The organism is Candidatus Poriferisodalis sp. (assembly GCF_965208555.1).
Taxonomy (GTDB): domain Bacteria; phylum Actinomycetota; class Acidimicrobiia; order Acidimicrobiales; family Poriferisodalaceae; genus Poriferisodalis.
Window position 1 is genome coordinate 351,015 of sequence record NZ_OZ242342.1, and the last position, 25,529, is coordinate 376,543.

Sequence of the window (25,529 nt, forward strand, 5' to 3'; positions counted from 1 at the left end):
CGCCGAAGCGGGCGGCTAGTTGGACTCGGCCCACAGGCGCATGCGGAGCACGTTGTCGTCGGAGGTCCGCCATGAGGTCGCTCCTGCGCTCTTGATCTGGATGCCGTCTGCGATGGTCCAGCCCTGCCCGTTCGGCGACCACTGAGCGGTGCCCGAGTCGCCGGTGGCGATCTCGAGCTCCTTGTTGTCGTAGAGGTTGCCGAAGACCAGGAAGTACTCGGTGCCGGGATTGAGGAAGCAGCCGAATGAGGCAATGAAGGTGTGCTTCTTGGGGATCACGCTGTCGTCGTTGTGCGGCTGGTTGCCGAAGTACAGGCCCGGGGCGAACTTGTCGGTCTCGAAGGTGCACGTGGCCGTCTGGGCCGGTTTGCCCTCTGAGGCCGCGTTGATTGAGAGGCTGATGCTGCCGGTGGTGTTGGCGTGGTGGAACTGGACCTCGACGCGGTCGATGCGGTGTACGTCGACAGCGTTGCTGCCCGTCGTGAAGCCCTGTGCGGCCTGGTAGGCGGGCTGGTGGCCGGTAAGGGTGCTCCTGCGCTCGGTGGAGGTGAGGATCTGCTCGACGCCCTTGTTGCCCTGTTTGGGGGTGTTGGCCACGTGGAGGTTCTCCACGACGGCCACGGTCTTGCCGATGTCGGTGACGGTGACGGTGTAGGGGCCGGTGTAGGTGTTGCTCTTCCCGTCGGGGCGGAAGTCTCTGGCGGCGACGGCGGCGTAGTGGGTGGCCCCGCTGTGGGCGAGGTGCACGAACGTGCGGCCGTCTTCGCGGTTGTCGTCGAAAATCGAGCTGAGGCCGGTGAGGAAGTCGTCGCCGCCGCGGCGGAAGCTCACGTTCAGCCTGCCGCCGGTGCCCGTGTCGGGGCTGTTCCCGAAGACGGCCTCGATGCGATAGGTGCGGCCCGCCGGCACGTCGAGCCGCCACAGATCGCGGTCGCCGGCGGCCAGGGTGCCCGTGCCGGTCTCGCCCAAGCGCAGCACGCCGACGGCCTTCTCGGGTCGGTCGGGTCGGTGATAACTGCCGTAGAAGTCGTCGCCTGCGCGTTCGGTCAGCTCCTTCGGGCGCGGCGCAGGCATGTGCACGGCGAGCAGCTCCGATTCGTCGCCTCGTCGCGAGTCGAACATCCACATGGTGACCCCGTCTGACCACATGCCTCGCGTGGCGAACGAAGACTTGGGCGTTGGGCGGTGGGCGCGCACGGCGAAGTCCATGGTTCGCAGGCGCATTCCCGTGACCAGCGAGACTGCGAACACGTGGATGTCTCCATTGGCGAGTGAGTTCGAGACCCACCACAGCACGTCCCCGTCGGACCAGATATCCCCTGGTAAGGCATGACTGTTGATGTCGGTCGCAGCCAGCTCGTCGAACACGCCCGCCAGCGCCGTGATGTCGCGCTCAGGCAGATGCGTGCGGCTGGCGATGTCCCAAGCCTCGATGGTCTGGTCCTCGAACGCTACCCACATGATCACACCGTCGGACCACAGCCCCACCACGGCTGATTCGCCGAGTTCGAAACCAACGGGGAGGTCCAGGTCGGGCCGCGGGTGCCCGCTGGCCAGCTCGTAGGCCAGCACCGCTGTCGAAAACGAAGCCACCCAGACGATCTGCTCGCCGTGCCACTCGCCGGACCACATCGCAGTGCGGATGTCGTAGTCCCCGCTGGACGTCCCGCCAAAGCCGCGCTGAGCGAAGGCTTCCCCCGGGGCGAGAACGATCTCGTGCTCGCGGCTGCGCACGCCGGTCTCGGCTTCGAACGCCCACAGCAGCAGGTCGCCCGGGTCGACGGCCCACCAGTAGTCGCCGTCGGACCAGACGCCCGACACGCCGGAATGCCCCGTGAACACGCTGATCGGGGCGCGCAGCAGAACGTCGCGGGACGGGTCCTGGCTGCCGGGATGTCCGCGGTGGACGTCCACGGTGTACCGAAGCGAGTGCTCCCCTGCGGTCACGGCGACGGTGATCGTGTTGTCGCCCGGAGCCAGCGGCACCCGCCACTCACCGCCGTCAGGCTCGCCTGCGATCGTGCGGGCGGCACCTGAGCCGGCGGCCACTGTGACCCTCGCCACCTCGGCGTCGGCCGCGGCCGCCGCCGCGGCGATCGTGACCGTCTCGACCCGGGCGGGCACCGTGTAGCGATAGCCCAACCGGTGAGGCAGGAAGTCGATGTCGGCCTCGATCGTCGCGCCGGGCTCCGCGCCGATGCGCAGATCCGCATACGACACCTTCAGCTCGCGCAGCCGGGCCGCCATGGCATGCCGGTTGTAGGCGAACAAAACGCCGACCGCATCCATTACGTACAGCGTCGCCCCGTCACCCCACATTCCTTGCGGAAAGCCGTTTGCTGGCAATAGCTCGATGTCGCGGCCCGACCGGCGCGACCCATCCGCCAACGCATACGCGAACAGCTTCCCGAGAAAGGAATCGGCAACCCACACGGTGTCCCCGTCCGACCAGACACCCTGTGCGATTTTATTGTCATTGTCGAGATCGATGTCGCGGCCCGACCGGCGCGACCCATCCGCCAACGCATACGCGAACAGCTTCCCGAGAAAGGAATCGACAACCCACACGGTGTCCCCGTCCGACCAGACACCCTCTGGATCGTCATTGTCATTGTCGAGATCGATGTCGCGGCCCGACCGGCGCGACCCATCTGCCAACGCATACGCATACAGCTTGTTGTCTATGGAATCGGCAACCCACAACGTTTGCCCGTCCGACCAGATACCGGACGTGGCATCGTTGTCCTCATCGCGATCGATGTCGCGGCCCGGCCGGCGCGACCCATCGGTTCGCGCGAAGGCGTACACCTTTTGGGCTCGAAGGTTCGCGAGCCACAGGGTGGTCCCATCGGACCAGATACCCCAGCCATCGCGGTCGGGGATCAAAATTGCACTCCTAGCAAAGATGCTGGCTGCGGGGTTCGGGGCGGCCGGTGTGTCCGAGGCGCGCCGGACCGAGATCCGGTGCGTTGCCGTAGTGGTGCCGTCTGCCGAGGTCACCACCACTGTCGCCTCGTCGACCAGCGCATCGGCCGCCAGCGCCACTTCCATTTCCTCGGCGCCTTCGTCACAGGTTCGTTCGCCGCCCGACTCGATGCACATCCACGCGTCGGGATCACGCGCCTCAGCCTCGATGCGCACCGCGTCCGTGCCCGACGGCGCTCTCACCAGCCACCGGCCGGCGAAGGCTTGACTCAGCTCCAATGGGTCACCGGTCTCGGCGTCGGCGGGGTCGTCCGTTTGGGCACTGAACACGCGCAGACGCGCGAGCTCGGCGCGGCTGCTGGAGCGATTCTGGCTGCCGCGTGACACGACCACGGTGTAGGTGCGCGACGCAGCAGCACGGTGGTTGTTGGCCTCGGTGGTCGCGGTGATCTCGATGCACCTGTCGGGTTGCTCGTCTTCGCCGCATTTCAGCAGGTCCGACAGGTTCACCTGGTGGCCGTTGGCAGGGTTGGCGTCGGCGTCGGGAGGTGAGATCTGCACGCTGACCACCCCGCCCGGCAGGAACGGCGCCGCCTCGACCGTCACCCGCTTGGCACCAGGCGGGACCCGCGTCCGGTAGTCAAACCGGCCCATCTCCAGCGCCAGGTCGAGGCCTGCCACCGACAGCGACCCCAGCAGCGGCTCGATCTGCGGCATCGCATACGCGTACACCTTCTGGTCGCCCTCGTCACCCACCCACATCGTGATCCCGTCGGACCAGAGACCTCTGGGGTGCCCATTATTCCGCTCGGCAAGGGTGTCGAACTCGAGGTCCTCACGGCGCGCGCCGCTGGCCAATTCGTAGGCGTAGATCCTGGTGTCGTTATAGTGGGCGACCCACATCGTGTCCCCATCGGACCACACTCCCAGAAGCGGGTCGGCGTCTATATCGGCAAATGCCTCGTCGAGATCGGCGCGGCGCTCACCGGTCGAGAGGTCCCATGCGCGCAGCCCACTCCACAGAACGTCTCCGTCGGACCAGAGGTCCCAGTAAGACTTTGGCAATCGATATGCGGTGGACCCCAGTGTTGAGCTCGCCACGTCGTAGCGTCGAACTGCGGCCAGAGCTTCGAAATGGAGCCAGATGGAGCCCAGGCGGTCGCCCCACAGACCAGTAGCTGCTCCGTAATTGTCGTTGGGGTCCTCTTCGATGTCGTCATCGGCTAACCGCTCCCCGGTCGACAAGCGATACGCATGCGCGTGCCCGTCGACGCCGTACCCCGTTGCCCACATCGTCTCGCCGTCGGACCAGATGCTGATCGGAGCCGTGTCCAGGTCGAAGTCGCGCCATGGGGTGGGGGCGGCGGGGGCGGCCCAGTAGAGCTCGACGGTGTAGCGGCGGGTGACGGTGCCGTCGGCGGAGACCACGGCGACCGTCACCGTATTGTCGCCCGACGCCAGCGTCAGCTCGCAGCCCGCGGCGGGGTCGCAGGTACCGACCGCGTCGCCGTTGAGGGCGACGCTGACCTCGGCGCCTGAGCCGTCGGGCACCGTCGCGGTGAGCGTCACGGTTTCGGCGCACCAGTGCACGGTGCCGCTGTAGGCGAGCTGCTCGGCGCGGAACACCCCGATGCTCACATCGGGGTCGGCGGGGTCGGGCTCGGGGCGGCAGTCGGGGCCGTGCACCCGCAGCGAGGCGAGCTCGGCGCTGTCGCCGGCGTCGGTGCGGTTCACCACGATCTCGAACACCCGGGTCCCGACCCCGGCGGGCGTCGCGGTGCCGCTGTAGGTGACGGTGACCGTGACCGTGTTCTTGCCGTTCTCGAGCGCCAGCGCGCAGCCGGCCGCCGCGTCGCAGGCCTGGACGACGTCGCCGAGGCGGACCTCGACGGCAGAGTCGGGCCACAGTGCTTGCGCGTGCAGGGTGACCGAGGCGACGCTCGCGGGCACCCGCACCTGCTGGCTGGGGCGCCGCGGCGCCAGCGGGGCGTCGACGCCGTCGCCGCTCAGCCGCAGCGACGCGAGCGCGGCGCTCGGCGGCATCGCGAACGCTCGCAGCCGCCGGCTCTGCAGCTCCGACACCCACATGGTGACCCCGTCGGACCACAGGGCGGCCGGGTTGGTCACACCCGCCGCCGCCACGTCGAAGTCGAGCGCAGCGCGGCGCGACCCGTCGGCGAGCGAGTGCGCACTCAGCGCCCCGTTGGCCCAGTCGGCGGCCCAGATCGTCTCGCCGTCAGACCACACACCCCAGATCGCGGGATCACCGGCCGAAGACTGCACCCGGATGTCGCGGTTCGAGATGCGGCCCGGTCGCGCCAGCGGAGACGCACGCAGATCGTCGCCGAGCGCCTCGGCGGCCCACAGGATGCTCCCGTTCGACCACAGTCCCGTGGTACTGGCCCCGAGGTTCCTGGTGGGACGGCGGTCACCGTCAGGCCAACTGTACCTATAGGCCACCTGGTCGACGACGTCGGCGACCCACAGGTTGTCGCCGTCGAACCAGATCGCGGTCGGGTCGTCGGACTCGGGAGCGACCGGCGCGATATCGCGGTCGGGGTCGCGTGCCCCGGTGGCCAGCGAGTACCCGTGCAGGCGCGCAGCGGCGTCGCCCGCCAGGGCTGGATCGACGATCGCGCCGTTCTCGATCCGGGTCACGCCTCGGTCGAGCACCCACAGGGTTTCGCCGTCGGACCACAGCGACGACGCCCAGGCGCCCTCCAGCTCGATGTCGCGTGACGGCTCGGCCGCGAGCGCCTCGGTGCGGTGCACGACGACGGTGTAGCGGCGCTCGGCGACGCCGTCGGATGCCGACACGGTGACGGTCACCGTGTTGTCTCCCGGCGCGACCGCCACCTCGCACGTCTGGGCGACGGTGCCCGTGCACGTCGCCGACGGGTCGGCGGCCACCTCGACCGATGCGGAACCGTCGGCGGGCTGCGCCGTCAGCGTCACCGAGGTGACCTCCGCCGTGACACGGGTGCGGTAGCTCAACTGGCTGGCAGCGAAACCCAGTGCGACCTCGCCGCCGTCGGGGTCCTGCACGCTCAGCGCGCTCAGCGACGCGTCGCTGCTCACGGCGGCCAGCGCCGAGCGGGTCAGCACGATCGTGTACTCCTCAGACTCGGTGCCGAAGCTCACCGTGACCGTCACGGTCACCTCGTCGAGCCCGCCCAGGTCCACCACGTCGCCGGTGACCGTGGCGCCGGCTTCGGCGGCTGCCACCGTCACCGTCGCCGCGGAGTACTCCTTGGTGTAGCTCACCGTCACCGACGTGGACCCCGACGGCACCGTCGCCGCGTAGCTGTAGTTCGCGGTGTCCGAAGCGCCGCGCGGGCGCACAAACCCCAGGTCGTCCACCCCCGACACCCCCAACGCCGTGAGCGCCGTGCGCCGCGGCATCACATAGGCGCGAACCGGCCCCGCAGAGCCACCGCCGAGGCTGTAACTGACCCACAAGGTCTCACCGTCCGACCAGATGTCCCAGGCATTGCCACCAATGCCTCCGATGTCCAGTTCGGGGTCGCGGGCGTGGGTGTCCTGCCGGTACGCATACACGAAGCCGTCGGCCTGGTCTGCGACCCATACCGTCGTGCCGTCGAGGTAGATGCCCCGCGGCAGGGCATTGTCCGCGTGCAGATCGATGTCCTCGCCGGCCAATCGCTCCCCATCGGCGGCCGCGAACGCGTAGAGCCGCTTCGGGTTGTCTTCTCCGACCCACACGGTCGTACCGTCCGTCGCCACTCCTCCGGGACCGATAAGGAGGTCGTCTTTGCCCACGTCGAGAGTGCGGACGAGTGCACCAGTCTGCGAGTTCACGGCATGCACTGACAGGTCGATTGAGCCTTCCTCGTACAGCCAGAGCGTCGTGCCGTCGCAATCGAGATGATACACATTCTCGGGTGCGATGTCCGTGAGCACGATGTCCTTGCTCGAGTCTCGACTCAGGTCGGAGCGGTCGAACGCCCGAATTACGTTGGGCGATCCTGAGAGCCCCCACTCGAGAATCCAGAACGTGTCCGCAGTCGCGCAGACCCCGAAAGTCCGGTCGAGGCCTGCTTCTTCGGTCTCGATGTAGCGCGAAAGGTCACGATCGCCGGCGTCTTCCCACACAGATGCGTGGATGTCAATAATCTGATATCGGTCCCGCACGAAAACCAGATAGGGGTCCGAGCCTGCAGGCGGATCAGCCGTTAGAGGAGATCGTACCTTTAGAAAAAGTTGCGTACCGCCGGACGGCAGCGCTCCTGGGTATCGGGTCAAGTCGAGCGGCGGCGTCGGTTGCCCGTACTGGAAGAGGCCCCTACTTTCGTGCCCTATTTGTTCCAGCGTCCACCCCACGAGCGACAGGGGGTCGGCGGGCACTGCGGTCACGGTCAGCGAGCGCAGGCCTTCAGGCAGCGCGAATGATTGCTTTCTGAGACGAGGGTCGAACGCGGACGTGTCGGCGCCTTCGATGCGGAACTCCTTGATCAGCCTGCTCGCCCGGGGCAGGTTGTAGGCGTAGAGCTTGTTGGTGCTGCCTCCCTGGGCGGATGAGGTCCACAGCCAGGTGCCGTCGGACCAGATCCCCAGCGGGGAGCGGGCGCCGTGGCCGACGAGCGTGTCGATGTCCTTGGACTCGTCCCGAGCGCCGGTGTCCAGCGTGTACGCGTAGACCTTGCCGTTATCTCGCCTGCTGGCCCACATGGTGGTCCCGTCAGACCAGATGCCGGTGGGTCCGCGGTGCCAGTCGAGCTGCCCGATGTCCTTGGATGCGTCTCTCGCGCCTGTCTCCAGCGTGTACGCGAAGATCGAGTTGCCGACTCCGTCTTCTAGGGCGTTTCCGGCGACCCAGATGGTCGTGCCGTCGGACCACAGCCCTGCGACGCCACTGGGAGCACTGTCCTCTGGTGCAAACTCCTTGGACTCGTCTCGCTCGCCGTCCTCGAGCGTGTAGGCGAATATGTGGGCGGCGGCAAATGCGCCGTCAAGGCGAACCCGTCCCTGGCCGACCCACATCGTGGTCCCGTCCGACCAGATGCCGTCCGGTTTGGGATTCGACTCGTCCAGCAAGATGTCCTTGGTGTCGTCACGCGATCCCGTCGAGACCGTGTAGGCGACGATCTTTCCCTCTTCTTTGTCGGAGACCCACATGGTGGTGCCGTCGGACCACAGCCAGCCCTCGGGCAATCGGCTGTCGAATGTCAGGTCGTGGTCGGGGGCGCGGGCGTAGGGCACGATGGTGCGCCGGTCGACCTCGAGCCGGTAGATGCGAGAGCGGTCGCCGACCGACACGGTGACGGTGATGTCGGTGGTGCCCCGCGCCAGGGGGATCTCGTAGCTGCCTGGGACACCCTCGTCTGCTGTCGCGGGGGCGGCGTCGCCGTGCCGGTACGCGACCTCGACCGTGGCCGCTTCGTCGGCTGTGTCGGCGCGCAGCGTCATGGCGGCCGGCTCGGGCTCGCCCGCGCCGTAGGCGGGCACGTGGACGCGGTAGTCGAGCCGGATGGGGTCGAACCCGAAGGGGAAGTCGTCGCCGTCTCGCTCGGTGCCGGTGCCGGAGCCGGTGAGGGTGAGGCGGTCGAGCGCGGTGCTGGGCGGCATCTGGTAGCCGTACACGGCGCGGTCCTCGGCGTCGAGCACCCACATGATGCCGGCGGCGGGGTCGGCCCAGATGCCTGCCGCTCGGCTGTTGCCGGCGGCGGCGAGCCCGGTGAAGTCGAGATCTGTCCGGCGGGCGCCGCCGACGAGCTCGCGGGCACAGATCGCGTTGCCGCACAGCACCCAGACGATCTCGCCGTCGGACCACAAGTCGGCACGCTCGCTCAACTCGGCGATGTCGATGTCGGCATCGAGTCGGCGGCGGCCGGTGGCGAGCTTGAACGCCGCCATCTTGTCGGTGCGGTCGTCGCCGATCCACATCGTGTCGCCGTCGGACCACAGCCCAACCGAATCCCGCACGAACTCGGGAGGCACTATCAAGGGTGAAGTCGTATGAGGCAGAGTCTCAGCGGCCAGCCGGCGCTCGCCCGTGACGAGGTCGAACGCGTACACATAATCGCCAGAGTCAAAACCCGTCACGAGGATCCTCATGGTGTCGCCGTCGGACCACAGGCCGGTCCCGAGACCGGGATCCGCGTCGCTGATGATGTCTGAGCCGGGGGTGCGGCGGCCGCTGGCCAAGTCCCACGCCCGCGCCGTGAGCTCGCGGGGGCCGCTGTCGAGGGTCCACAGCGTGACGCCGTCGGACCACAGCCAGCCCAGTTCGGCGTCGCCGGGGCCGCCCACGGGGTCGAGGTCGATGCGTCGCTGCAATGACCCCGCCCGGCTCGAGTCGGGGCGGTCGATCAGCACCGTGTAGATGCGCTCTGCCAGCTCGGGCGGATCAGCGGCGGCATCGGGGGTCGGGTCGGTGACCGTGATGGTGACGGTGTTGGGCTCGGTGCCCTTCGTGAGCGGCACCGTGACCGTGCAATCGGTCGTGCCGTCGGCGCACAGCGTCTGCGGGCTGGCGCCGGGCGCTGCCGCCGTGACGGTTACCGTCCAGTCCGCCTGCGCTGCCGTCGCCGACAGCGTGACGGTGTCCTGCGCGGCCAGCACCAGGTATCCGAGGCGCCCCGGCTTGAGATGCTGCGGGTCGCCGTCGATCGACAGCGACGCCAACGACGGCCGCACCGGCCCCCGCGGCAGGTTGTAGGCAAAGACTCGCCCCTCTGGCGAGCTTGTGAGGCTGGCCGCGATCCACATCGTCTCGCCGTCAGACCAGATCTCGTTCGGATCCTGGGCAATCCCGCTGATGTCCAACCCCGGCTTGCGTTCGCCCGTGACCAACGAGTACGCGTACACGTGTGCATCGCGGGGGTCCTCACGCTCGCGGTGGTCCGCGACCCACAGCGTGGTCCCGTCGGACCAGATGCCACGCGGGCGATCGTTGTCTGGGTCGAGCGTGATGTCGCGGTCAGGCGTACGCGAGCCGTCCGCGACATTGAAGGCGTACAGCGTGGTCCCGCCGGCTCCTGACCACAAGGTGAAGCCGTCAGTGAACAGGCCTCCCCAGTAGGCCGGATCCGCGAAGAACCCGCGGATCCGCTCGCCCGTCTCCGAATCGAAGACATGCACATGGGTGGCCTCAAAATTGTGTTCCTCCCACACCAAGATCGTGGTGTCGTAGCAGTCCATGCCCAAGACGCTGGCTTCAGCAGTGATTTCGAAGTCCTTGCTCGGATCCCGAACGAGCTCGGGATACTCGTACGCCCGGATCGCGTGCCGCATGCCTGCCGGTGCAAACTCCAGGAGCCACAGCGTGTCGCCGGCTCTGCAGATGCCCGAGATGGCGCCGAGCCCTGCCTCGCCCACCAGGATGTCGCGGTGGGGGTTGCGGGCGCCGGGCAACGAGGGCGGCAGGCTGATCTCCACGGTGTAGGTGCGGGTGATGTGCCCGTCTTCGGGGGCGCCCTCGAAGCCGTCGGGTGAGGTGACGGTGATCTCCACGGTGTTGAGCCCCGGTTCGAGCTGCACCTGGTGCCCAGCGGCGTCGAGGTCGGCGTCGGTTGTCGAGAACGTCGTGAGCCAGTCGGCGTACGCCTCCTCGGCTTCGATCGTGACCGTCTCGGCGGTCGCGGGCACGACGGTGCTGTAGCGGGTCGTGGCGGGCAGGAAACGGCCGATATCCGCTTCGACGAGGTTGCCGCCGGCATCGCCGTAGGACACCTTCAGCGAGCCCAGCCGCGGCCCCGCCGGCATCCGATATGCGAGCAGCCTGGTGCCGACATGAGACTGGTTCGTCTTGAGAGGGCGGACGGAGACCCACATGGTGACGCCGTCAGACCACACCCCGAATGGCTGCTCGTCGCGATTGTCCGCCGAAGCGAACGTCGCGCCCTCCAGGGTGAGACTGAAGCTGTTTGCCGCTTCGTGCTGTCCGTCGGACAAGCGGTGTGCGATGACTGCTCGAGCGGTGCCGTCGACAACCCATGCGGTGTGCCCGTCTGACCACATCCCATGGCGATCATTGAGGTCTGCACTCCACCCCGTGTCCAGGTCGAACTCTTGTGTCTGTTGACGCTCGCCTCCCGCGAGCGCATACGCGAACACCTTTTGGTTGCTCGAATTTTGCTGGACGACCCACATGGTGGTGCCGTCGGACCAGATACCGCGAGGATTTATGTGGTCGGCGTGCAGGTCGAATTCCTTGGCCGTGTCGCGTTCGCCTCCGGCGAGCGCGTACGCGTACACCTTGGTGTCATCGGTGTCGACGACCCACATGGTGGTGCCGTCTGACCAGATGCCCCAGGGGGCGCCGTTGCCGGCGGCGGTGATCGAGCACAGGCACAAGGCGTCGTTGCGGGCACCGCTGGCGAGGTCGTACGCGGCGACTCTCGCGGGGCGGCCCCCGTCGCGCAGGGCCACCCACACCGTGTCGCCGTCAGACCACACCCCGTGAGGACTGGAGCTGTAGTCGCCGGCGAGCGGGACGTGGCGGTAAACCAGCGGCGCCTCGGGCCCGGCCAGCTTCGCGACCACCACGGTGTAGCGGTGCTGCTCGGTGTTGCCCTCGTCGTCGGTCGACTCCAGGCGCACCTCGATGTCGGTGGAGCCCTCGAGCAGCTCGACGCGGCGGCAGATCGGCGGCGGGGGCTCCGACACCTCCTCCGACACCGACTCGGACCCGCAGTCGCCGTCGGCCGCGGTGCCGCTCGGCTCGAACACGCCGTCAACGAGGCGGCCGATCTCGACGGTCATGGGGTCGTCGGCCGGCACCGCGGTCACCCACACGTAGCGCGCATCGGCGGTGGTGGTCGTGGTGTAGGCCGCCCGGTCGGGATGGAACAGCTCGTCGAGCACCAGCTCGTAGCCCAGCACCGGGTCGTGGAGCGCCAACGACCTCAGCACGACGCCCTCGAGATGACCGTGCTCGAAATGGGAGCGGGCGACCCGCGGCTCGTCCTCGAGGCCTGCGATAACGGCCTCGATCGGGAACGCCAGCGCGCGCCCGTCCGCGGTGCACACGGCGAACTGGGCGTCGCAGCCGTCGCCGGCGGGGAGCGTGAGGGTCATCGCGCCGTCGTGTGTCACCTCCAAGGTGAGATCCCACAGGTCGCTGCGACCATCGACACGCTTCGCGCGGGTGATCCGCGCCCCGTCCACCTCGAACGCCTCGTCGCGCATCGTGGTGTAGCTCACGTCGAGCGGTTCGCTGAACCGCACCCGCACGGTCGTCTGGCTGCCCGGGCCTCCATGCGCCGCCGGCACCAGCTCGAACAGCGCCGACAGCCCGGGGCCGTCGGGCTGCCCAGCCTCGTCGGGCTCGCCGGGCTCGCCGGCCTCGCCGTCATCGTCGGGCTCGTCGGCCTCGCCGTCATCGTCGGGCTCGTCGGCCTCGCCGTCTTCGTCGGGCTCTTCAGATTCTTGAGACTGCGCGGTCAACGGCGGGCGCGAGACCACCGCAGTGATCTCGTCGGTCCACGGGCCCGCAGAGAACCGTCCCTGCTCGTCGCGCCAGCGGGCCCGCAGCATGATCTTGTAGGTGCCGCCCTCGTCGAGGCCGCTCAGCGTCAGCGAGGTCGCGTCACCCGGCAGCCACTCGTTGCCCCGCCGCTCTTCGTCGGGCTGCCAGTACGACAGATACTCCGCGTCCTGCGGGGCCCATCTCACCCGGTACTCGTGCGGCTCCTCGGCCGGCGGCACCCACGACACCGTCAGCTCGCCGGGCGCCTCGCTCGACACCTCCACCTCGCCGATCTCGTCCGCGCCGGGCCCCTGCGCGTCAGGATCGGCACTGGCGGGGATCGGCCCCAGCACGCCCGCGACCAGCGCCAACGCCAGCGCCGCTAACGCGAGCCGCACGCCGACCCGTCCGGTGAACCCCCCCCCCCCCGCGATCGGGTGGGTCGGCCGTTCGTCACAGGATCGATCCGGCCCCGCACGCCGGCCCGCCGCCAGCGCACGCGCCGCTGCCGATGCGAGCGCCGCAGTCGAGGTCCCGAGGGGGCTCCAACTGTGCCGCTACAACACTGTCAACACTCACGGGCACAAGTGTGCCGCACTGCGATGACGCGCGAAACCCTTCATGCTGTGCCAAACGATGCCGGCGGATCCGGCGACGCCGAGATCAGCGGCTAGAGCTGTGTCCATGATCGTGTGAACCGACGCACCCGATTCAGGCGCCGATGGTCTGCTGTTCCTCAACCCAGTTGCTGGTATACCTGCCGCTCACCAAGCGCAGGCGAACGGTCAACTGCGTGCCGGCGGTACCAGTGATGCGGTAGGGAAGCGCTCCCTGGGCAACCGTGGCGGTGCGGCCGTCGGCGATGTCGTCGGAGTATTCCTCGCCGTCGGCCTTCCATTGGATCTCGATCTCGTCGACCCGGTCAGTGTTGATGTTGCGCGAGTTGTACCAGTTGACGTCGATGCGGCCGGCGCCGGCTTCGAGGTCGATCCGGCCGGGGTCTTCGAGCGGGCAGCCGTTGTTGATCCACGGGTTGCGTCCCGCGTTCGGGGTACCGGGGGTCATAGCTGCATGCGTCGCAGCGGAGTTGCTGCAATAGCCGCCAAAAAGCGTGCTGAAGTGTACGACCGGCACCACCCGATAGCTGGTTTGGCCCCATTCCTCGTAGTACTGGAATCTGCGAACATGAGTCCACAGCCGGTTCGCGTTGCCGTCATAGTCGCGTGAGCGGAGGTCGGAAGCAGATCCGCCGTAGGTGTCCGTGAACCAGTCGGGAAGGTCGCCGGCCAGCACGTCGCGGATGAAGTCCTCGTCGGCACTCGTCGGCTCACGGTCGACAATCGTGGTGACCTTGTCGCACGTCCACCAATAGCTCAGATAGTCTCTCACCCGGTACGGATACGGGACACTCAGAGTCAGCGGAACGAACAGGTGGTGCGGATTGGACAGATCGCCGGCCTCGACGTCGCGTTTTGCGTCCTTCATCACCACGTAGGTGATCAGGTCGGCCAGTAGTTCGTGGGCGGTGCACCAACTGTCGCGCCATACCCGGTTGGAGTACGTCTCGTTCACGTAGAGGAGGGACAAGGCGGCGATGGCAGCATCGCCGCCGTCCTGCGCGATGTAGTCGGCGATGTCAGTCGACAACGTCCAGACGTGTGCGTACTCATGGAGCAACGCGCTGATGTGCTCTGGGTCGTCTCGCTTGAGGTTCTCGTCCAGCCCGATGTCATTGAATCTCGAAGCCGGCAGGTTGTCCCGTTCGGCCAGCGGAATCGTCGAGATATGTGAACGGTAGACGCCAGGAGTGCCTTGGCTGTGAATCGTGATGCTGGTGCCGGGTCGTTCGTCGACGAATCGCCACACCGTGCGCAGCCACGGCCAGTCGTCCTCGAGCACTTCGATGAAGTTCTCCTCGACCCAGTAGTTGTACTCAGCCTCGGAGTGCAGCATCGTGTAGCTGAATACGTCAGACGGCGGGCTGTCGCCGCCGTCGTTGCGGGCGATGACTCGGATCTCCCACTCGGTGCCGTCGCCGTCGTCGTCCTTGATGCCTTCGACTGAGACGTCTTTCCCGTACGCCTCCGCGCCACACGACATGGCGACGGTCTTTTGCCGGTTGACGGGATCCCAGCTCTCGCCGGGTCGGCGCCACTGGATCTTGTACGTGTAAATGCACGTCCTCGGCGGAGGGACCTTCCACCTGAGGTGCAGCTTGTCCTCGAAGAGCCGGCCATTGTCCGCCAGCTTCTGGGGAACGGAGGGTGCAGCCGTTACTTTGCGGGTGACGGTATTCGACCACACCGTGTCGCTGCCTGACGTGTCGTTGGCGCCGACCTGCACCTCGTACCAGTCGTTCCGAGTCAGCGAGGACATCGTGTAGGGCGATGTCCGGTCGGTGACTGTCGTCCAGGGCTCCGTATCGCGCAGGCGGTAACGGATGTCGTAGGTGCCGATCTCGCTCTGGGGCGCGGCTGGGGCCGACCACGACACGATCAAGTTGTTGTTGCCGCGGCCTCCGGTGACCTCGACATCACGCGGTACGAAGCTCTTGGCTGGCGTCGCGGTTGCCGTGCCGTAGGCAGCACCAGCACCGACGGGGTTCGACGCACCGACCCGCACGTCGTAGGCCGTGCCGTTGGTGAGGCCGGTGATCTCCGCCGTCGTCTCGGTGATGGTCACCCCGGTGTCCGACCAGGCGTCGGCGCTGCCGTTCTCCTTCCATTCGACGGTGTAGGCCAGCGCGCCGGCCCTGTAGCTGCCGGTGCTGTGCGGCGCGCTCCAAGTAATTCGCAACGACTCGTGGTCTGGCCGAGCCGTGACGTGTCTCGGGGTGCCCGGTGCCGAGCCGACGGGTGTGCCGGCCGACTGGTACTCGGTGCCCCGGCCCTTCTCGTTGACGGCGGTGACCCGGATGTCGTAGTCGAGGTCGTTGATCAGCCCCGTGATGGTGGTGGTGGTGTTGGCGCGGTTGGCGGCGTTCTCGCCGAACACCCGCCAGTCGTCGTCGTCGCCGTTCTCCTTGTATTCCACGACGTAGTCGAGCGAGCTGTAGCCGCCGGTCTCGGTGGGCGCAGTCCAGTCGAGCTTGAGCCGCTTGTTCTCGGCCGTGATCACCACGTCGCCCGGCTCTCCGGGCACGGTGCCGACCGGGGTGCCAGACACCTCGGTGAACGGGCCCGTGCCGGCAGTGTTGGCGGCCGCGACCCGCACGTCGTAGGCGGTGTCGTTGGCGAGGCCGCGGATGACGGCAGTGGTGCCGGTGATGGTGACCCCGTCGGCGGACCAGTTGCCGCTGGTGTCGGCCTCGCGATGCTCGACCACGTAGGTGATGTCGGTGTAGCCGCCGTCGTCGGTCGGGGCGTCCCACGACAGCTCCAGCTTGCCGCCGCCCTCGAGCGTCACGGTGACGTTGCGCGCCTCGCTGGGCTCGGTGCCCAGCGGCGTGCCCTTCGCCGACGGGGTGGAGTAGGCGCTGCGACCCGCCAGGTTCACGGCCTGCACCTGCACCTCGTATTCGGTGCCGTTGGCGAGGCTGGGGATGGTCGTCGAGGTGCCCGACACTCCCTGGGGCCCGTCGAGCCACGGCTCGGTGTCGGTGGGGTCGGTCTCGCGGTACTGCACGTTGTAGGTCAGCAGCGAGGCGTCGTAGCCGCCGGTGTTCGACGGCGCTGTCCACGACACGAGCAATGCCCGCCCGCCGGCCTGCGCCCCCACGCTGCGGGGCACGCCCGGCGCGGTGCCCACCGGCGTAGCGGTGTCGGTGTCGACGCTGCCGGTGCCGGCGGGGTTCTTGGCCGCCACTTGCACCTCGTAGGTGACGCCGTTGTCGAGCCCGGTGATCGTGGCGCTCGTTCCCGAGACGGTGACCCCGGACCTCAGCCAGCCCCCACCGAGCTCCGGCTCGCGGTACTCGACCACGTAGGAGATGTGCGTGTCGGCGTAGTCGCCGGTGTCGGTGGGTGCGGTCCACGGCACGGTCAGGCGCCCATTGCCGGCGGTGATCGTGCCGATCGTGGGCGCACCGGGAGCGGACCCGACGGGGGTGCCCGTGGTGGTGATGAAGCTGCTGGTGCCCGCGGGATTCTTGGCGGCGACCTGCACCTGGTACAGGTCGCCGTTGTCGAGGCTTGAGATCGAGGCGGGCGAAGTGTCGGGTTCGGGACTGAGGGTTTCCCACGGCCCGCTGGTGCCCTTGCGGTACTGCACCGGGTAGGTCAGGAACGAGCTGGCGTAGTCGCCCGTGTCGGTGGGGGCGGTCCACGACACCTGCAGCGTTCCGTTGCCCGCGCTCACCCCGCTGATGGCCGGCGCACCGGCCGTGGTGCCCTTCGGCGTGCCCGCCGTATCCGTCGCTTGCGCGGTGAAGGCGCTCGTACCCGCCGGGTTCACCGTCGCGACCTGGACTAGGTATTCGGTGCCGTTGTCGAGGCCGGTGACCGTCGCTCGCCGGCCCGACACGGTGACGCCGTCGTCGGACCACGTGCCGCCGCTGCCCTCGCGGACCTCGACGGTGTAGGTCACATGCGCCGATGCGTACCCGCCGGTGTCCGACGGCGCTGCCCAGGTCACGGTGAGCTGACCGTTGCCCACCGTCACCGAGACGCCCGTGGGCACGCCGGGCGCGTCCCCCACCGGCGTCGCCGACTCGGGCTCGCTGTAGGGGCTGATGCGCGGCGCGGGATTCTTCGCGGCCACCTGCACTTGGTACAGGTCGCCGTTGTCGAGATCGGGGATTGTCGCCGACGTGGCCGTCTGGGCGGAGGCATGCGTCGACCAGCCCCCGGTGGTGCCCTTGCGGTACTGCACCGAGTAGGTCAACTGTGCGGTCGTGTAGCCCCCGGTTTCCGCCGGTGCAGACCACGACACCTCCAGCTGGCCCTTGCCAGCCGTGACCGACACGCTCGGGGGCACCCCGGGCGCATCGCCCACCGGAGTCCCCTTCACCGGCGTCGTGAAGCCGCTGAGGAAGGTCGCGACAGCGCTGTTCGCCGCCTCGACGTGCACCTCGTACTCGTCGCCGTTGTCGAGGCCGGTGATGGTCGAGGTCAGCGCCGACAGGCCCGACGCGAACGTCGTGAAGTCGCCGGTGCTGCCCTTGCGGTACTGCACGGTGTAAGTCAGGAACGAATCCGCGTAGCCGCCGGTGCTCGACGGCTTCTGCCAGTCGACTCGCAGCGTGCCGTTGCCCGGTGTCAACCTCACGCTGCGAGGCTTCCCCGGTGCTGTTCCGACCGGCGTGCCGGTGTCGGTGGCGACGCCGCTGGTGCCGGCAGGGTTCTTGGTGGCGACCTGCACGTCGTAGGCGACGCCGTTGTCGAGGCCCCTGATGGTGGCGCTCGTCCCCGAGATGGTCACCCCGGTGGTCAGGAAGCTCCCTGTGGTGCCTTGTTCGCGGTGCTCCACCACGTAGGTCAGGAACGAAGCGGCGTAGTCGCCGGTGTTTGACGGGGCGAACCACGAGAGCTGCAACTGGCCGTTGCCGGCCGTCACGGTGTCGATCGTCGGGGCGCCGGGCGCATTGCCGATGGGTGCGCCCCGCCTGGTGACCGTGCTGCTGGAGCCGGCCGGCGTCTTGGCCGCGACCTGCACTTGGTACTCCACACCGTTCTCGAGGCTGGGTATCGACACCGACGTGCCGCGCTCGTCGCTGGCGAACGTCATCGTGGTGCCGCCGCTGGTCTTGCGGTACAGCACCGAATAGCTCAGGTGCGCAGCGTCGTAGCCGCCGATACTCGAGGGCGCCTGCCACGACACGTCGAGGCTCCCGAAGCGGTTCGTGACCGTCACGTGCTGGGGCACGCTCGGCCCGCTGCCCACCGGCGTGGCCTCTTCGGTGACGTAGCCGCTGGACAGCACCGCGTTCTTGGCCGCGACCCGCACCTCGTAGGTGACACCGTTCTTGAGGTTGGGAATGGTCACCGAGGTGCCGCTCTCGTCGGCGGCGAACGTGTTCCAGAGGCCGCTGCCGGCCTCCTGGTAGCCGACCTCGTAGGTGACCGACGCGTACCCGCCCCGCTCCGACGGCGCCTGCCATCTCGCTGCGAGCTGGTTGCGGCCGGCGGTCAGCGAGAGATTGGCCGGCTCGCCCGGGGCCCTGGTTCCCACTGGCGTGCCTTGGACGACGACGAAGGTCCCGGTGCCGGCGCTGTTGCGGGCCGCGACCTGGACCTGGTACGTGACGCCGTTGACGAGATTCTCGATCTCGGCGGTGCTGTCGTCGTTCTTGACGCCCGACGACGACCAACCTCCCGTCGAGCCGACCCGGTGCTGCACCACGTAGGACAGATCAGCATCGCCGCCGTCGCTGTTGGGCGGATTCCAAGTGAGGTCGAGCGTGGTGTCGCCTTCGGCGGTGATCCGCACGTCCTGGGGCACACCCGGCAGCAGTATCTGCGCTCCTCGGGTCTGGCGCGCCGTCTGTCCGGTGGCGCCGGTTCCGGTGCTGATGCCGCCGCCGCCACCGCCACCGCCGCCACCGCCACCGCCGCCACCGCCGGCGGGGCCGGCTTGGGAGGAGTCTTCGATGTAGGCGTCGAGGGCTGTCTGCGAGATGGCGGCGTTGCCGCCGAAGACGTTCAGCGTGATGCCGTCGAGGTGCAGCGCTCGGAACCGGTTGATGTAGCTGGCGGTGTTGCGGGGAATCTCGCCTGTCCACCCCAGCACCAGGGCCGCGCAGCGCCGGGCCAGCAGCGGCGCCGCCGCGAACGCGTCGAACGGCACATCAGCGCGGGCCAGGCCCAGGTAGGCATGCCGCGGGCATCGGTCGGTCATCTCGGCAGCGGCCAGGGCCGCCAGGCGCGATGCCGTGCTGATCCGTGTTGCCCCGGCGACGCGCCGCACGCCAATCCCCAGCGCCTCCACCCCGGCGGACACCTCGGTGGCCAGCGCCGCCGTGCCGCCCATCACCAGCGCGTGATCCACCGGGGTCTGCTGCAGGTACCGGGTCACCGACGGATGCAACCCATCGGGTGGAGTGAGCAGCACCGGGTGACCCCCGTACGCCGAGAGCGGACCCGCCACCAGAGCGTCAGCGAACACCTCGCCGCTGGCCAAGAACACCGTCCGGCCCGAGGTGCCCAGCGCCCCTGGTGCGCCGCCGCGCCGCCAACACCGACGTCTCGTACTGATCTGCGCCGCCCAGGCGCTCGACCTCGAGGCCCGCAGCCGTGAGCTGCTCGTCCACGGCGGTCGGCACGGCGTCCCCGGTGGAGATCACCAGCACGTTCGACACGCCCGTCTCGGCCAGGAAGGCCATCGCGTCCGGCCGCAGACCCGTTCTCGGTGTCAGCAGGATCGCGGCCTCCAGATCCCCGGCCACCGACGACGCCACCACGGCGTCGTGCCAGCTCCGGCCTGACACCACCACCACCCACTCCAGCGACCCGCGGGCATCTGCGGCCACCGCCTCGGCCACCAGCAGCGACGTTGCGTACCGATCCGCACCGCCGAAGCGCTCTAACTCGATATCGCCTAGGTGCTCGTGGGCACTCGCAGGGCCCACCGGCACCAGGCCCACGACACACACCAGCACCAGACCGACCAACCAGCGCCACAGCACGGCAGACAACAGGCGCGCTCTGGGCACAGCAGACAACAGGCGCGCTCTAGGCACAGCAGTACGACCGGAACATGAGGGGGAGAAGCCGAGACGCGAACCGGCGTCGAGCGGCCCGGCACCATACCAAGAATGCTTGCCTGAGACACGTACGTATCAGACACGTCGGCGCTCAGGCTGACCCAAGAGAGTCAGGCACCGCCGTCGGCGGCGCCTGCTGGCGTTGCAGCGCCGAGGTCAGCGGCTAGAGCAGTCCCTCGCGCATGGCGATGACCACGGCGTCGAGCTTGGTCCTCGCGCCGAGCTTGGTCCGCAGCCCGCGAATGTGGTTGCGCACGGTGTGGATGCTGATGTCGAGATCCTCGGCGATCTGCTCGGTCTGTGCCCCGGCGGCCATGTGCCGCAGAATCTCCTCCTCGCGCGGGGACAGCCTGCTGACCCCGGCGCCGGCGCCGGCGCCGGCGTCAGGAGCTGAGCGGCGCGCTGCGCGCAACGCGTCCGCGGCAAAGCCGGTCGAGCCGGCTGCAGCGGAGACGGACGAGGCGTCGAACAGGTAGGCGACGAGCGTCTCGCGGTCCGCGAGGTCGGTCAGCACCACGGGAACCAGCGCAAGCTGGGTCGTGCCCGCGGCCGGCCTCTCGGTGCCATCGGGCGCCTCGCCGGGGTCCGGCGGGCTCGACGCCATGTCGGAGGCCAGCGCGCGCATGAGGTCATGGCTGCGCCGCCCGAGGGCTTCGGCGGCGCTGATCCCCGAGATCTCCTCCGCGCGACGGTTCCAGTAGATGACCTCGCCGCCGACGTCAGCGACGCACGCACCGAATCGCGCGACGTCGAGCATGGACAGGAAGTCGTTGCGGGTCGTGTTCTGCACCGATGGTCCCTTTCCGCTCCTGGCTGGCTCGTGACTGACGCCCCGGCGTGCGCATGCACGCCGAAACGCTTGCGCGTCCATCATACGAGTTGCCTGACCTGATGTTGTCACATTCGCAACAAATTTGGGTCGAAATGAGCACTTTTATGATGAATGAGTCAATCATTTGCCTCGAAATGGTGCGAGTATGTCGATAGAACGATGTCAAGCACGCTTGCAGCATCAATTTGGCGCAACGGTAGGATTGAGCACGCTGTGACGAACCCAGAGCCGGACATGCGATCTGAGACCGCCGACGCTGCGGTGCTGTCGCCCCCCGCATCCCTGGACCGTGACGGATCTGATGCGGGACGCGACCGGATGCGGGAGCTCAGCGACGCCATCCGGCGCATCGGGGACGCCATGAGCTTCGAGAGCGTCCTGCAGCTCGTGATCGACAGCGCCCGCGCCCTCGTCGGCGCCCGCTTCGGCGGCATCACCGTCGTCGACGAGACCGGAGTCGTTGAGCTGTTCCTCAGCTCGGGCACCTCTCACGCCGAGCACGCCCTGCTCTCTGCCAGCCCCCACAGCCTCGACTTCTACGAGCACTTCCGCAAGCTCGAGGGGTCGTGGCGAATCGACGACTTCGACGCCTACTGCGCGAGGCACGGTCTTCCCGAATTCGACTTCTCCGTGCCGATCGAGTCGGTGATGCTTGCGCCCATCCGGCTCGAGGACCACACGATCGGCGCCATCTATCTGGCCAGCACCAAGGACGGGTCGCGTCTGGGCGCCGGGGATCAGGCCGCGCTGGACATCTTCGCCTCGCAGGCCGCGCTCGTCGTGGAGAACGCTCGCAGTCGCCGCGACGCCGACAACGCGCACAACGCGCTGCGAGCGCTGATCGACACCTCCCCCGTCGGCGTGCTCGTCTTCGATGCCTCCGGCGACGCGGTCATGGTCAACCGGGAAGCGCTGCGGATTGTCAAGGACCTGCACTCCCCCGATGAGCCGCCGGCGCGCCTGCTCGAGATCATGACCATTCGGCGCGAGGACGGTCAGGAGATCTCCCTGTTCGAGCTGCCGCTGGCCCAGATACTCCCCGCAGCCGAGATCGTGCGCGGCGAGCGCATCGAGATGACCCGCAGCGACGGCAGGTCGCTGGTCGTGTCGATCAATGCCACGCCGATGACTGCCCCCGACGGCGGCCTCGAATCGGTCATCGTGACCATGGCACCCCTCGGTGCCGAAGACCCCGACACCTCCGATCCGACTGCGGGGAGCGGCAGGCGCAACCTCGAACGCCTCAGGGAAGAGCTGCGAACCCGCATTCTCTCCGTCAAGGGGTCCACCACCACGCTGCTCGAGTCGCTGCACTGGCTCGACCGGGCCGACACAGCGCTGCTGGTGCACCTCATCGACGCCCAGGCCACCCAGATGACCGAGCTCGTCGGCCGCATGGCGAGCGCCCACCAGCCCAGCGCGTCGGACGGCGAGTCAGACCTCGGCTCGCCCCGAGAGCGCGTGCTGATCGTCGCTGACGACGCACGCACCCGCCACGTGGCCTTCCAAGCCCTGACCTCGGCCGGATTCGAGGTCGTCGAAGCCGCAGACGCCGCGGAGGCCGCTGAGCAAGCGGTCGACGTCTCGCCGCGAACCGTGCTGGTGGGGCTCGGCGCAGATCCCGGCGCCAGCAACGGCTCGCTGGCAGCTCTGCGCGGCGCCACCGCGGCGCCCATCATCGTCATGGCAGACCACGCCCGCCCTGACGCCGTCCGCCAGGCGCTCGACGCAGGGGCCACCGACTACATCGCCACACCGTTCTCGGCCGGCGAGCTGCTCGCCCGGGTACGGGTCGCAAGCGGCCGCAACCACTCGCCTGCGGCGCCGGTCGTGCATGCGGCGAACTCGGCCACCGTCGGCGACTGCACGATCGACCTCGACAACGGCGCTGCGTGGGTGCGGGGCGAGCCGGTGCGACTGTCCCGGCTCGAACGTCGCCTGCTGCGTGAGCTTGCCTGCGACCCCGACCGCACACTCAGCCACAGCGAGTTGGCGCAGCGGGTGTGGGGGGACGGCGCTGCGACCTCGAGCGCGGTGGTCCGCAGCACCGTCAAGCGGCTGCGCGGCAAGCTCGGCGACGCCGCGACCGGCGCGGACGTGGTCGTCACCGTGCCCCGCCGCGGCTACCGCATCGCCACCCCCAGCGCAGCCCGTTAGCCGCTCGCCGCGGCCGGCCGGCTCACGTCGGGCGAGTCATGTGCAGCATCGAAGGTCGGCTGCTGCCTCAGCGTCGAGACTGCGCAGCCTGGCTAGCTGCTGGTGTCGGGCCCTTCGATGAAGACTTGGGCTGCTTGCGACACCGGCCGCCCATCAGCAGTGCACACCGCATGCTCGCCGTCACAGCCAGAGCCCTTGAACACCGTCACCGACAGCCTGCGATCATCGCCGACCCTGATGGTGATGTCCCACAGATCGCTGCGACCCTCGACCCGCTTGGCCTTGACCACCCGATGCGGGGACTGCACGAACACCGCACCGCCGTCGCGCATCGTCACATAGCTCACCGCCAACGGCTCGCTGAACCGCACCCGCACCACCAAAACAGTGCCCGCACCCCCGTGAGCATCGGGCACGCCCTCGAAACTCGCCGTCAACGCAGGCAACCCCGACCCGTCAGACCCGTCAGACTCAGACTCAGACTCAGACCCCGACTCAGACTCCGACCCCGACTCAGACTCAGACTCAGACTCGGACCGCTGCTCAGCAGCCACCAACTCCTCAGGCTCTTCCTGCTGCAGCGAAACCGGTCGCTCACCGTCGCTCTCGCCGCCCACAGCTTCGTCGCTGTCGTCGCTGGTGCCGGCTGGTCGGGTCAGCACCACCGTGTAGGTGAGAATCTCCTCGCCCGCCCTCACCGTGATGGTCACCACATTTGCGCCCACCGACAGGCTCACCTCATGGGCATCCGTGCCGGGATCGGCGTCCGCAGGCAGCACCGTCACCGACGCCCGCTCATCAGCAGCCACAGCCGACACCGTCACGCTCCCGACATCCGCAGCCACCTCGGCCTCATAGATCAGCTGATCCGCCGAGAACGTCAGCTCCGCACCGCTCACCGCCAACGACGACAGCTCCGCGCTGAACGGCACCGGCGGGGTCGGTGGCGGGGGCGGGTCGCCGCGATAGACCCGAAGCGTGTAGGTGCGCGTGTCGTCGCCGTTCGCCGACGTCACCACCACCGTGTTCAGCCCCTCCGCCAAGTCCACCTGCACGCCGCCCACCTCCGCGTCGGCGTCCGCCACAGAGAACGACACCTCCGAGTCGGAGAACGCCGCCGCAGCCGACAACGTCACCTGTGAGGTCTCCAAGGGCACCACTGCGTCGTAATCGAACCGGTCCGCCGAGAACGGAATGTCCGCGTCGCTGAGCTGCAGCCAGGTCAGCAGCGCACTGGCGGGCATGTTGAACGCCCTGATGGACTCGGCCCACCGGGTTTCGCTGACCCACATCGTCGCACCGTCAGACCAGAAGCCGGCCATGTTGTCGCCGCGATATGTGGATCCGAGCGGGTTGAGGAGGTCCAGGTCGCTCTTTCGTTCGCCTGTCGCCAAGTCGTAGGCCCAGATGTGGCGGGGACCCCGGTAGAGCGCTGGGCCGCCGTGGCCTTCGCCGACCCACATCGTCTTCCCGTCGGACCACAGGCCGAAGATCTTGTACCGCTCCGGCAGCCCGGCGTCGACTCTGTCAGCCCCCGTCTCGAGCGCGATGTCGGCATCGGGCCGGCGCTCGCCGGTGCCGATATCGAACGCGAACACCTTCAAGGCATAGTTCTCGGCGACCCAGATCGTCTCGCCGTCAGACCACACCCCGCGCAGCAGCTGCGACCCCGACTTCGCGTTGGACGTGCTGATGTGCCGCTCAGGCAAGAGCGCGCGTGTCTTGAGGTCGTAGGCCCTGATGACCTTCTGATGCAGATACGAGACCCAAAGAATCTCGCCGTCAGACCACGCGCCGCTTTCGACCTCGAGCTTCTTGGGAAAGGGATTGCAGGTCGGCAGGAACGGGTCATCCAAGAGCCGAGGGTCAAGCGGCAGACCGGTCGCCAGGTCGTAGCTCTGAATCGAACACTCGTGATAGAGGACGCCGCCACTGCCGATCAGCATGAGCCGGTCGTTGATGCCCCACACGCCCTTGAAGTACGTCGATTCGCTGTGCGGCGGGTCGCCGTGGATGCTGATGTCGGCGTCGGCATTGCGGCTCATCGCCTCCCCCGGATCACGCACCACCATCACCTCGTACTGCCGCTGCACCATCCCGTCCGCGGAAGTCACCGACACCCGCACCCAGTTGCGGCCCCGAATCAGCCCCACCTGATGCCCATCGGTGTCCTCGTCGGCGTCCTCGGAAAGGACCGACACCTCAGCCGCCGAATTGGCCGCAGTCGCCGTCACTGTCGTCGCCGACACATCACCCGCCACGTTCGCCGCGTACACCAGCACCTCCCCCGAGAAGCCGCCGAAATCCACACCCGACAGGCTCAACGAGCTCAACGACGCATCATCAGCCGCCGGCGGCGGATCCACAATCGGATCCCCGTTCTGCGCCCCCACCGGCACCGCCATCCCGGCCACCAGCACCGCCACCGCCGCCAACACCCCCCAACGAACCGAACCGCCCCGCCGTCGCACACCAACGCCTCGCACCAGGACCCGACCTTCATCGTCGCCTGAGTTTGCGCATCGCTTCACAGCACACCCCTTCCG

Annotated in this window: 6 protein-coding genes; 1 reads left to right on the forward strand and 5 read right to left on the reverse strand. The window is 68.3% G+C overall.

Translation table 11 applies throughout. From position 1 onward, the window contains the following. Positions 1-15: 15 nt before the first annotated feature. The 4 genes from ACOGXE_RS01830 to ACOGXE_RS01845 form a co-directional block, all read right to left on the reverse strand. Entirely contained in the window at positions 16-12,753 is a 12,738-nt protein-coding gene (locus tag ACOGXE_RS01830; RefSeq protein WP_419932258.1) for a cadherin-like beta sandwich domain-containing protein, read from the reverse strand. 313 nt (positions 12,754-13,066) lie between these two features. Further along, positions 13,067-19,417: a fibronectin type III domain-containing protein gene (locus ACOGXE_RS01835; protein WP_419932259.1), complete on the reverse strand. Its 6,351-nt coding sequence runs from the start codon at positions 19,415-19,417 to the stop codon at positions 13,067-13,069. Continuing rightward, on the reverse strand, positions 19,386-19,916 hold the full coding sequence (locus ACOGXE_RS01840; protein ID WP_419933461.1) for a cell wall-binding repeat-containing protein: 531 nt from the start codon (positions 19,914-19,916) through the stop codon (positions 19,386-19,388). Before ACOGXE_RS01840 ends, ACOGXE_RS01835 begins: the two co-directional genes overlap by 32 nt. 241 nt (positions 19,917-20,157) lie before the next feature. After that, the gene (locus ACOGXE_RS01845; protein WP_419932260.1) at positions 20,158-20,784 is read right to left on the reverse strand and encodes a LuxR C-terminal-related transcriptional regulator; all 627 of its coding nucleotides are present in this window, start codon (positions 20,782-20,784) and stop codon (positions 20,158-20,160) included. Between the two features lie 276 nt (positions 20,785-21,060). On the opposite strand from ACOGXE_RS01845, the gene ACOGXE_RS01850 reads away from it, so the two are divergent. Then, positions 21,061-22,983 (forward strand): winged helix-turn-helix domain-containing protein, encoded by a 1,923-nt coding sequence (locus ACOGXE_RS01850; protein ID WP_419932261.1) that lies wholly within the window; start codon positions 21,061-21,063, stop codon positions 22,981-22,983. Between the two features lie 92 nt (positions 22,984-23,075). Here ACOGXE_RS01850 and ACOGXE_RS01855 read toward each other — a convergent pair whose 3' ends face one another. After that, positions 23,076-25,454, reverse strand: coding sequence for a cadherin-like beta sandwich domain-containing protein (locus ACOGXE_RS01855; RefSeq protein ID WP_419932262.1), 2,379 nt, complete (start codon positions 25,452-25,454; stop codon positions 23,076-23,078). Between the last annotated feature and the right edge of the window lie 75 nt (positions 25,455-25,529).

What these genes read in the sequence shown, in the direction of transcription:
- ACOGXE_RS01850 (WP_419932261.1), top strand. Translation starts at nt 21,061, where the DNA reads ATGCGATCTGAGACCGCCGACGCTGCGGTGCTGTCGCCCCCCGCATCC.